The following is an 11,211-nucleotide window of genomic DNA, read 5'->3' as shown; positions in this document are numbered from 1 at the left end:
TACACAAGCTTTCATACATTCTATAATTGAACTTCTAAATCCTTTTTCTTCTAAAACTCTTACTGCCTCTATAGTAGTTCCACCTGGAGAACAAACCATATCTTTTAATTCACCTGGATGTTTTCCATAGTAGTTATGGGGTCTAAATCAGACTATCCTAAATTAGAAGAAGGTATAAACTTTTTAAAAAAATACGACGTGGAAGTAATTGTTCGTGTTTTATCAGCTCATAGAACACCGAGGGAGTTAGAGGAATTTATACAAAAGATAGATAATGAAGTTGATGTAATAATAGCAGCGGCAGGAAAAGCTGCACATCTACCAGGAGTAATTGCAGCAAATACATTAATTCCAGTAGTAGGATTACCAATAAAATCTTCTACAATGGATGGGCTAGATTCACTTTTATCAATGGTACAAATGCCAAGTGGAATACCAGTAGCAACTGTTACAATCGATTCTGGATTAAATGCAGTACTAATGGCAATGCAAATAATGAGTATAAAATATCCTAAGTTAAAAAAGGATTTAAAAGCATATAGAAAAGAAATGGCAGATAAAGTTTTAAATGATGATGAAAATTTAAGGGGGTAATTAACATGTTATTATACGAAGGAAAAGCAAAAAAAATATTTAGTACAGAGAATGAGAATGAGTTTGTAGTTTACTACAAAGATGATGCTACAGCATTCAATGGAGAGAAAAGGGCAGAAATAGCTTCAAAGGGAATATTAAATAATAAAATTTCAACTATTATGTTTGAAGAATTAGCAAAAGAAGGAATTGAGTCGCATTTCATAAAAAGCCTATCAGATAGAGAGATGCTTGTTAAAAAGGTTGAAATACTACCATTAGAAGTAATAGTAAGAAATATTACAGCAGGTTCTTTCTGCAAGAGATATGGAGTAGAAGAAGGTATAGTACTAGACACACCTATATTCGAAATGTCATACAAAAACGATGAATTCGGAGACCCACTATTAAATGATGACCATGCAGTTGCATTAAAATTAGCAACTAGAGAAGAAATAGATTTTTTAAGAAGTCAAACTTTAAAAATAAATGAAATAATGAAGAAGTTCTTCTTAAAAATGGATTTAAAATTAGTTGATTTTAAACTTGAGTTTGGAAAAGATGTAAATGGAAAAGTAATATTAGCAGATGAAATCTCACCTGATACTTGTAGACTTTGGGATGTAAACACTAATGAAAAATTAGATAAAGATAGATTTAGAAGAGATCTTGGTGATTTAGTTCAAGGTTATGAAGAAGTTTTAGCAAGGTTAAATAAATAATTTAGGAGGATTTCATATGTGCGGAGTTGTAGGTATCTACTCTAAAGACAAAGATATATCAAAGCAGTTATATTACTCATTATATTCTATACAACACAGGGGGCAAGAAAGTTGTGGTATGGCAATATCAAATGGAGAAGAAATAAATTATTACAAAGATATGGGCCTTGTAGGTGATGTTTTTACACCTAAAAAATTGGAAAAATTACAAGGAAATATGGGAATTGCTCATGTTAGATATTCTACAGCAGGAGGAAGTAATTTTGCAAACTGCCAACCATTAGTAGGAAGTGTAAGAAAAAGAAGAATTGCATTAGCTCATAATGGAAACTTAGTAAATGCTCAAACATTAAAAGATATGCTTGAAGAAGATGGGTACATGTTTACAAGTAATACTGATACAGAAGTTATTCTTTATATACTTGCTAGATACTATAAGGGGAATATAGTAGAAAGTTTAAAACTTACAATGGATTATATAAAAGGAGCATACTCACTTGTAATTATGAGTGATGATGAATTAATTGGAGTAAGAGATTCATTTGGATTTAGACCTTTAATATTAGGAAAAAAAGATGACCAATATATTTTAGCATCAGAAAACTGTGCTATAGATATCCTGGGTGGAGAAGTAATTAGAGATGTAGAACCAGGGGAAATAGTAGTAATTAAGGATGGAGAATTGAAATCGTATAATTTCAGTAAAAATTATAAGCCAATGAAGAAAAGTTGCATATTTGAACACATTTACTTTGCTAGAAATGATGCAACTATAGATGATGTAAATGCCTATGAATTTAGAGTTAAGTCAGGAGAAATATTAGCTCAGAATGATGAAATAAATGCTGATATGGTAGTTCCAGTACCTGATTCAGGATGGCCAGGTGCAATAGGATATTCAAATGCTAGTAATATTCAAGTGGCAGAAGCACTTGTAAAAAATAGATATGTGGGAAGAACATTTATAAAACCTACTCAAGAAGAAAGAGAGTTGGGTGTTAAGATAAAACTTAATCCTTTATCTAGAATGATAAAAGGTAAATCAATAGTTTTAGTGGATGACTCTATAGTTAGAGGTACAACATCTAGACTATTAGTAAAATCACTTAGAGAAGCTGGGGCAAAAGAAATACATTTAAGAATAACATCACCTCCGGTTAAATATTCTTGTTATTACGGAATAGATACACCAAATAGATCTAAACTAATAGCATCAAACATGAGCGTGGAAGAAATGAGAGGGTTCATAGGATGTGACTCTTTAAAATTTTTAGATATAGAAGGAATGCTAGAAGCAGTTGAAGAGCCATTTAATTTCTGTAAGGCTTGTTTTGATGGAGATTATCCAGTTAAGAAAATAGACAAGGGGGAAATAACATCATGCTAACTTATGAACAATCAGGTGTAAATATAGATGAAGGAAATAGAGCTGTAAGCTTAATAAAAAATAAAATAAAAGGAACTTATGATAAAAACGTAATAGGTGACTTAGGAAACTTCAGTGGATTATATAGTTTAAAAGACTTTTTAACTATGAAAGAGCCAGTTTTACTTGCAGCAACAGACGGTGTTGGAACAAAACTTAAATTAGCTCAAATGATGGATAAACATGATACAGTAGGTATCGATTTAGTTGCTATGAGTGTTAACGATTTAATATGCCAAGGGGCTAAGCCATTATTATTTTTAGATTATATAGCAATAGGAAAGTTAGTTCCTGAGCATATAGATGAAATAGTTAAAGGTGTTGCTGATGGATGTAAGATGTCTGGATGTGCATTAATAGGTGGAGAGACAGCTGAAATGCCAGGAATGTACACAGAAGATGAGTATGACTTAGCAGGGTTTGCTGTTGGTATAGCAGATAAAGACAAAATAGTATCTGGAAAAGATGTTAAAGAGGGAGATGTATTAATAGGAATATCATCAAGTGGAGTACATAGTAACGGATTCTCTTTTGTAAGAAAAATTTTCTTAGATACTTTAAAATGGGACTTAAATGATTATAAAGATGAGTTAGGAATGACTTTAGGAGAAGCGCTTTTAACTCCAACAAAAATATATGTTAAGTTAGTTTTAGATTTATTACAAAAGCAAAACATAAAAGCTATAGCTCACATCACTGGTGGTGGAGTAATAGAAAATATAACTAGAGTTATACCAGAAGGGCTTGGATTAAACATAAAAACTGATGCTTGGGAAAAGCCACCTATATTTAAAATGATAGAAGAACTTGATATGGTTGATAAGAAAGAACTTCATAAATCTTTCAACATGGGTGTAGGTATAGTTTTAGTAGTAAATAAAGATGAAGCACAAAGTGTTGTTGATTATATCAATAATAATAATTTACAAAATGAAGTTGAAATTGATGAAAAATACTCTACATTAATGAAAGATAAAGCTTATATAATAGGTGAAGTAGTAGATGATCACGAAGGTGTAGAACTATGGTAAAAATAGGCGTTTTAATTTCTGGTGGAGGAACTAATTTACAAGCTATTATAGATGGATGTAAAAATAAATCTATAAATGGTGAAGTGAAGGTGGTTATTTCAAATAAAGCAGAAGCTTATGGACTTGAAAGGGCTAAAAAAAATAATATAAAAGCAATTTGTGAAAAAGAAGAAGATAGAATAATTGAAATTTTAAAAGAAAATGAAGTTGAACTAGTAATTCTGGCTGGCTATTTAAAAATAGTCAGTCCTAAATTAGTAGATGCATATAGAAATAAAATAATAAATATTCATCCATCATTAATACCTGCGTTCTGTGGTAAAGGGTATTATGGAGAGAAAGTACATCAAGGAGTAATTGATTATGGGGCAAAAGTAACTGGAGCTACAGTTCACTTTGTTGATGAAGGAGCAGACACAGGTCCGATAATTATGCAAAAAACGGTGGAAGTAAAACGAGACGATGATGCAAAAAAATTAGCAGCAAGAGTACTTGAAGTTGAACATGAAATACTTACAAAAAGTATAAGTATGTTTTGTGAAAATAAGATAACTGTTCAAGGTAGGAGGGTTTATATAAATGATTAAGAGAGCATTAGTAAGTGTAACTGATAAAACTGGAGTAGTTGAGTTTTGTACAGAATTAAATAAATTAGGATATGAAGTAATATCTACAGGTAATACTTTTAAAATATTAAAAGAAAATGGTGTAAAAGCTATACAAATAGATGAAGTCACTAAATTCCCTGAAATATTAGATGGAAGAGTAAAAACTTTAAACCCATATATACATGGTGGGATTTTATATAAAAGAGATGACGAAAATCATGTGGCAACTGTAAAGGAACATGAAATTAATCCAATAGACTTAGTTGTTGTAAATTTATATGACTTTGAAGGAACTTTAAAAGCAGGAAAATCTCATGAAGAAATTATTGAAAATATAGATATAGGTGGACCATCTATGATACGCTCTGCTGCTAAAAACTATAAAGATGTGGCAGTTATAGTAGATGTAGATGATTACTCTATGATAATAGAAAAATTACAAAATGATTCTTTAACTTTAGAAGATAGAAAAAATTTAGCTTACAAAGCATTCTCTACAACAGGTAGATATGATGCTCTTATATCAAGTTACTTTGCAGGAGAAGTTGGAGATGAATATCCAGAAATATTAAACTTAACTTTCCAAAAAGAACAGACATTAAGATATGGGGAAAATCCACATCAAGCAGGTGTTTTATATAGCCAATCTAATGCTAAAAACCCAATATTAAACTTTGAACAATTAAACGGAAAAGAATTATCTTTCAATAATATAAATGATTTACATGGTTGTTTAGAATTAATGAGAGAATTTAAAGATAGTGAAGAAGTAGTTTCAGTAGCAATTAAACATACTAACCCATGTGGCGTAGGTATTGGAAAAGATGCTTACGAAGCTTATACAAAATGTTATGAAGCAGATAAAGTTTCTATATTTGGTGGGATTTTAGGAATAACATCAACTATAGATGTTGAAACTGCAAAAAAATTAAATGAAATATTCTTAGAAATAGTTGTAGCTTATGACTTTACAAAAGAAGCTTTAGAAGTATTAAGAACTAAGAAAAATTTAAGAGTATTAAAGTTGGCTAAGATAGAAGACAGTTTACAACCTTACGATATGAAATACTTAGATGGAAAATTATTAATCCAAGATAAAAATACTACTTTAGCAGAAAAATATGAAACAGTTACAACTGTTGAACCAACTAAGGAACAATTAGCTGACATGGAATTTGGAATGAAAGTAGTTAAAAATATGAAATCAAATGCGATAGCTATAGTAAAAGACGGAGAAACTTTAGCTCTAGGGTGTGGTCAAACATCAAGAATATGGGCATTAAAAAATGCAATCGAAAACAACCAAGATAAAAACTTTGAAGGTGCAGTACTGGCTTCAGATGCTTTCTTCCCATTTGAAGATTGTGTAACTCTTGCTCATAAAGTTGGCATAAAAGCAGTAGTTCAGCCTGGTGGATCTATAAATGACAAAAAATCTATAGATGCATGTAATGAATTTGGAATGACAATGGTGTGTACTGGAATAAGACACTTTAAACACTAGGAGGTATAGATAATGAATATTTTAGTTGTTGGTGGTGGCGGAAGAGAACACGCTATTTGTTGGAAATTGAGTAATGAAGCTGACGTTGAAAAAATATACTGTGCACCAGGTAATGCTGGGATTTCTAATGTGGCAGAATGTGTAAGTATTGGAGATAGTGATATAGAAGCTTTATTACAATTTGCTAAAGAAAATGAAATAGATTTAACTATAGTAGGACCAGAAGTACCTCTAGTTGCAGGAATTGTAGATGAGTTTGAAAAAGAGAACTTAAAAGTATTTGGACCAAATAAAAAATGTGCTCAGTTAGAAGGAAGTAAGGCTTTCTCTAAAGATTTTATGATAAGACATAATCTTCCTACTGCAAAATATAAGGAATATACAGATTTATATAAAGCAATAGCTGAAATAGATGAGTTTGGATATCCAGTAGTTATAAAAGCAGATGGATTAGCAGCTGGTAAAGGTGTTGTTATTCCGGAAAATAGAGAAGACGCAATAGAAACTTTAAAGGAAATGATGGCTGATCATAAGTTTGGTCATGCTGGAGATAAAATAGTAATAGAAGAATTTTTAACTGGTGTGGAAACTTCGATTCTTGCCTTTGTAGACAATAATACTATAGTTCCTATGGTAAGTGCAAAAGACCACAAGAAAGTGTTTGAAGGAGAAACTGGATTAAATACTGGAGGAATGGGAACATTCTCTCCAAGTGAAATATATACAGATGAACTAGCTAAAGAAATCCAAGAAAAAATCTTAGATAAAACTTTAGAAGGATTTAAAAAAGATAATTTAGAGTACAAGGGAATTATATTCGTTGGTCTTATGATAACTGAAGAAGGACCTAAAGTTTTAGAATACAATGTAAGATTTGGGGACCCAGAAACTCAGTCAGTATTATTTAGACTAAATACTGATTTAAGCAAAATAATGACAGCAATCATAGATAACAATCTTAAAAATATAGAAATAAATTACTCAAAAGAAGAAGCAATATGTGTAATGCTTACTTCAGGAGGATATCCTGAAGCTTATGAAAAAGGGAAAGTAATAACAGGGCTTGAAAATTTAGATTCAGATATAGTTGTTTTCCACAGCGGAACTAAGTTTAACGGAGAAGACATAGTTACAAATGGTGGAAGAGTAATAGGGATAACTGCAAAGGGAAGTTCCGTTAAAGAAGCATCTGATAAAGTTTATGATAATATTAAAAAAATAAACTTTGAAGGAATGCATTATAGAAAAGATATATGGAAATAAATTTTCGAAATTTGGAGGAATATTTTAATGAATACTATAGCTTTACAAAGTACTGTAAGAAGAGTTTTAGTTGAGAAAAGACAAGGGTTTGACTTAGAAGCTCAAAGCTTAAAAAGAGATTTAGTAGAAAGTTTACACATAGATACAATAGAAAATATAAGAGTTTTAAATAGATATGATGTGGAAGATTTAAGTGAAGAAGTTTTTGAAAACGCAGCAAAAACTATATTCTCAGAAACTAACTTAGACATAGTTTCTTATGGGAAAGTAGAAGATATAAATGAAAATGATAGAGTATTTGCTATAGAGTACTTACCAGGTCAATACGATCAAAGAGGTGACTGGGCAGCTCAATGTATACAAATAGTTAATGATGGGAAAAGACCTAACATAAGTACAGCTAAAGTATATATATTAAGTGGAAATATAAGTGATGCAGATTTCGAAAGAATAAAAGCATACTGCATAAACCCAGTTGATAGTAGAGAAGCTGAATTATCAATACCAAACACTTTAGCAATGGAAGTTGAAGTACCAACAGCTGTGGAAATTTTAGATGGTTTTGTGGATTATTCAACAGAAGAATTAGAAGAATTTTTAAATGAGCAAGGATTGGCTATGACTTTAGCTGATTTACAACATATTCAAAACTACTTTAAAAACGAAGAAAGAAGAAATCCTACTATAACAGAAATAAAGGTTCTTGATACTTATTGGTCAGATCACTGTAGACACACTACTTTCATGACTAAGATAGAAGATGTTAAAATAGAAGATGGTAAATATAATGACATAATAAAAGAAGCTTATGATATGTATTTACAATCAAGAAGCAAAGTTTATGTTGATAGAGACAAAGATATTTGTTTAATGGATATAGCGACTATAGCTATGAAACAATTAAGAAAAGAAGGCAAGTTAGAAGATTTAGATGAAAGTGAAGAAATAAATGCTTGTTCTATAAATGTTGATGTTAATGTTGATGGAAAAATTGAAAAATACTTGGTAATGTTCAAAAATGAAACTCATAACCATCCAACTGAAATAGAGCCATTTGGTGGAGCTGCTACTTGTTTAGGTGGGGCTATAAGAGATCCACTTTCAGGAAGAAGTTACGTATATCAAGCAATGCGTGTTACAGGTAGTGCAGACCCTAGAACATCTTTAGAAGATACATTACCAGGTAAGTTAATGCAAAAGAAAATAACTACAGAAGCGGCTAATGGATACTGTTCTTATGGTAACCAAATAGGTTTAACTACTGGTCAAGTTGCTGAAGTTTATGATGAAGACTTCGTAGCAAAAAGAATGGAAGTTGGAGCAGTAATAGCTGCAGCACCAAAAGAAAACGTAGTAAGAGTTAGACCAGAGGCTGGAGATATAATCGTTCTTCTTGGTGGAAAAACAGGAAGAGATGGTTGTGGAGGAGCTACTGGTTCATCAAAAGAACATAGTGAAGAATCAATAAAAACTTGTTCAGCAGAAGTTCAAAAAGGTGATGCTCCTAATGAAAGAAAAATCCAAAGATTCTTTAGAAATAAAGAAGTTGCACAAATGATAAAAAGATGTAACGACTTTGGAGCAGGTGGAGTAAGTGTTGCCATAGGAGAAATAGCTGACAGTTTAGATATAAACTTAGATTTAGTTCCTAAAAAATACGATGGCTTAGATGGAACAGAACTTGCTATATCTGAATCACAAGAAAGAATGGCAGTGGCTATAGATCCAGCAAACAAAGAAAAGTTCATAGCATTAGCTGGTGAAGAAAACTTAGAAGCAACTCATGTTGCAACAGTAACTGATACTGGATACTTAAGAATGACTTGGAAAGATCAAACAATAGTTAATTTAAAAAGAGAATTCTTAGATACAAATGGAATAAAACAAACAACTGATATTTATGTTAATAAAGTAAATGAAGAAGAAACATTCTTTACAAAAGATAATGTTTCATGTGAATCAAACTCTATGAAACAAAAATTTGAAAAAGCTTTAGCAGATTTAAATATATGCTCACAAAAAGGTTTGGTTGAAAAGTTTGATAATACAATAGGTGGAAACACTGTATTAATGCCTTTTGGTGGTAAATATCAAGCAACTCCTTCTCAAGGCATGGTTGCTAAGATACCAGTACTTGGCGGAGAAACAACTACTTCGACTATAATGACATTTGGATATAATCCTAAAATAGGAAAATGGAGTCCATTCCACGGTGCATTATATGCAGTAGTAGAGTCGATTTGTAAATTAGTTGCAATAGGTGGTAACTATCAAACAACTAGACTTACTCTACAGGAGTATTTCGAAAAACTAGGAAAAGATGCTACTAGATGGGGTAAACCATTTGCTGCATTACTTGGAGCATATTATGTTCAAAATAAACTAGAAATACCTGCAATAGGTGGAAAAGACAGTATGTCAGGTACTTTTAAAAATATAGATGTACCTCCAACATTAGTTTCATTTGCAGTTGATACAGTAGATGCTGATTATGTAGTATCTCCTGAATTTAAGAAAGCTAATTCAACAGTTGTTGAAATAATAACTAACAAATTAGAAAATGATGTATTAGACTTTGATGAGTTAAAAAGAAATTTAGATAAAGTAAGAACTTTAATTCAAGATAAAAAAGTTTTAGCATCTTATGCTTTAGGTTATGGTGGATTAGGTGAAGCTATAGCTAAAATGTCATTTGGTAATAGAATAGGTTTCAAAGTAGATGAAGAAGTATGCTCTGAAAGTTTATTTAATGCTGCTTATGGAAACATGTTAATAGAAGTAAATGAAGAAGATTTAGCTTTATTAGATGGATATAACTACAAAGTAGTAGGAAAAACTTTAGAAGGACCAAGTATATTAGTTAAAGATGAAAGAATATCTTTAAATGAATTATATAAAACTTTCGAAAGTACTTTAGAACCAATATTTCCAACAAAAGCTAAAGAAATAAAAGATAAAATAGAAACTATAAGTTTTGTAACAACTGGTGAAAGAGTAAAATCTGCTTCTTCAATAGCTACTCCAAAAGTTTTTATACCAGCATTCCCTGGTACAAACTGTGAGTACGATTCAGCAAGAGCTTTCGAAAGAGCAGGAGCTAAAGCTAGTGTAAAAGTATTTAAGAACTTAACTTACAAAGATATAGAAGAGTCTATAGAAACTATAGTAAATGAAATAAAAACTTCTCAAATAATAATGTTGCCAGGAGGATTCAGTGCTGGTGATGAGCCAGATGGATCAGGTAAATTTATAGCAACTGTATTTAGAAATCCTAAAATAGCAGAAGCTTTAAAGGAATTTTTAACTAAGCAAGATGGCTTAATGTTAGGTGTTTGTAATGGATTCCAAGCATTAATCAAGTTAGGACTTGTACCTTATGGAGAAATAAGAGAAACTTCAGTAGATGCTCCTACATTAACTTACAATAACATAGGTCGTCACCAAGCTAAAGTTGTAAGAACTAGAATATCTTCTAATAAATCACCTTGGCTAGCAGGAACAGAAGTAGGAGATATACACAACGTAGCAGTATCTCATGGAGAAGGTAAATTCGTTGCTAATGAAGAAGTATTCAAGCAATTACTTGAAAATGGTCAAATAGCAACTCAATATGTTGACTTAAATGGAGAAGCAACTTACGATATAGAATACAATCCAAATGGTTCATACTTTGCAGTTGAAGGTATAACTAGTGCTGATGGTAGGGTATTTGGTAAGATGGGACACTCTGAGAGAATTGGTGAGCATGTAATGAAAAATATAATAGGTGAAAAGGATCAAAAAATATTTGAATCTGGAGTAAACTATTTTAAATAGGATATAAAAATAGGGAGTTAGCTATTTAGTTAACTTCCTATTTTGTTTTAGATACTGTCTGGTCTGTATTGTACGACTTAAAACGTAAGCAAATTTGGAGAGTAGAAGGAAATCCAGGGCGTAAGAAATTTAAGGCAGATAGCCGATTTAAAATCAAGTAGAAGTCAGAATGAAATTATGTTTATTTAAATAAATATTGAAAACAAGCTAATTCTATTGAATGTCGCATTAGCTTGTTTGGTATATTATATAAAAAGGAATATTATTT

Annotated in this window: 8 protein-coding genes and 1 pseudogene; 8 read left to right on the top strand and 1 reads right to left on the bottom strand. The window is 31.2% G+C overall.

Annotated features, from left to right (window positions below; translation table 11 throughout):
• Window positions 1-126: pseudogene (locus NSA58_RS09570) on the bottom strand (pyrroline-5-carboxylate reductase dimerization domain-containing protein); the annotation flags it as partial.
• On the opposite strand from NSA58_RS09570, the gene purE reads away from it, so the two are divergent.
• From purE to NSA58_RS09530, 8 genes are read left to right on the top strand one after another with little or no spacing between them, the layout of a single operon-like run.
• Window positions 118-594: a 5-(carboxyamino)imidazole ribonucleotide mutase gene (gene purE, locus NSA58_RS09565; RefSeq protein WP_257560414.1), complete on the top strand. Its 477-nt coding sequence runs from the start codon at window positions 118-120 to the stop codon at window positions 592-594. The pseudogene NSA58_RS09570 and the gene purE sit on opposite strands and share 9 nt — an antisense overlap.
• Window positions 595-599: 5 nt before the next feature.
• Window positions 600-1,295 (top strand): phosphoribosylaminoimidazolesuccinocarboxamide synthase, encoded by a 696-nt coding sequence (purC, locus tag NSA58_RS09560; RefSeq protein ID WP_039681366.1) that lies wholly within the window; start codon window positions 600-602, stop codon window positions 1,293-1,295.
• A 16-nt stretch (window positions 1,296-1,311) separates the two neighbouring features.
• The gene (purF, locus tag NSA58_RS09555) at window positions 1,312-2,682 is read left to right on the top strand and encodes an amidophosphoribosyltransferase (protein WP_039681365.1); all 1,371 of its coding nucleotides are present in this window, start codon (window positions 1,312-1,314) and stop codon (window positions 2,680-2,682) included.
• The gene (purM, locus tag NSA58_RS09550) at window positions 2,676-3,752 is read left to right on the top strand and encodes a phosphoribosylformylglycinamidine cyclo-ligase (protein WP_039681364.1); all 1,077 of its coding nucleotides are present in this window, start codon (window positions 2,676-2,678) and stop codon (window positions 3,750-3,752) included. Before purF ends, purM begins: the two co-directional genes overlap by 7 nt.
• Window positions 3,746-4,339 carry a phosphoribosylglycinamide formyltransferase gene (gene purN / locus NSA58_RS09545; RefSeq protein WP_039681363.1) on the top strand — a complete coding sequence of 198 codons (594 nt, stop codon included), beginning with the start codon at window positions 3,746-3,748 and terminating at the stop codon, window positions 4,337-4,339. The genes purM and purN overlap by 7 nt, the downstream gene beginning before the upstream one ends.
• On the top strand, window positions 4,332-5,864 hold the full coding sequence (purH, locus tag NSA58_RS09540; protein ID WP_139045111.1) for a bifunctional phosphoribosylaminoimidazolecarboxamide formyltransferase/IMP cyclohydrolase: 1,533 nt from the start codon (window positions 4,332-4,334) through the stop codon (window positions 5,862-5,864). The genes purN and purH overlap by 8 nt, the downstream gene beginning before the upstream one ends.
• A 12-nt stretch (window positions 5,865-5,876) precedes the next feature.
• Entirely contained in the window at window positions 5,877-7,127 is a 1,251-nt protein-coding gene (gene purD, locus NSA58_RS09535) for a phosphoribosylamine--glycine ligase (protein WP_074429969.1), read from the top strand.
• Window positions 7,128-7,154: 27 nt separating this feature from the next.
• A complete protein-coding gene (locus NSA58_RS09530; protein WP_074429970.1) occupies window positions 7,155-10,943 on the top strand; it encodes a phosphoribosylformylglycinamidine synthase in 3,789 nt (1,262 codons plus the stop codon).
• The last annotated feature ends 268 nt before the right edge of the window (window positions 10,944-11,211 follow it).

Origin of the sequence: Terrisporobacter muris, assembly GCF_024621905.1 — a bacterium.
Classification (GTDB): domain Bacteria; phylum Bacillota; class Clostridia; order Peptostreptococcales; family Peptostreptococcaceae; genus Terrisporobacter; species Terrisporobacter muris.
Note: the sequence above shows the minus strand (reverse complement) of the source record. Positions and strands in the feature narration are given on the sequence as shown.

What these genes read in the sequence shown, in the direction of transcription:
- purE (WP_257560414.1), top strand. Translation starts at nt 118, where the DNA reads ATGTTTTCCATAGTAGTTATGGGGTCTAAATCAGACTATCCTAAATTA.
- purF (WP_039681365.1), top strand. Translation starts at nt 1,312, where the DNA reads ATGTGCGGAGTTGTAGGTATCTACTCTAAAGACAAAGATATATCAAAG.
- purH (WP_139045111.1), top strand. Translation starts at nt 4,332, where the DNA reads ATGATTAAGAGAGCATTAGTAAGTGTAACTGATAAAACTGGAGTAGTT.
- purN (WP_039681363.1), top strand. Translation starts at nt 3,746, where the DNA reads ATGGTAAAAATAGGCGTTTTAATTTCTGGTGGAGGAACTAATTTACAA.
- NSA58_RS09530 (WP_074429970.1), top strand. Translation starts at nt 7,155, where the DNA reads ATGAATACTATAGCTTTACAAAGTACTGTAAGAAGAGTTTTAGTTGAG.
- purC (WP_039681366.1), top strand. Translation starts at nt 600, where the DNA reads ATGTTATTATACGAAGGAAAAGCAAAAAAAATATTTAGTACAGAGAAT.
- purM (WP_039681364.1), top strand. Translation starts at nt 2,676, where the DNA reads ATGCTAACTTATGAACAATCAGGTGTAAATATAGATGAAGGAAATAGA.
- purD (WP_074429969.1), top strand. Translation starts at nt 5,877, where the DNA reads ATGAATATTTTAGTTGTTGGTGGTGGCGGAAGAGAACACGCTATTTGT.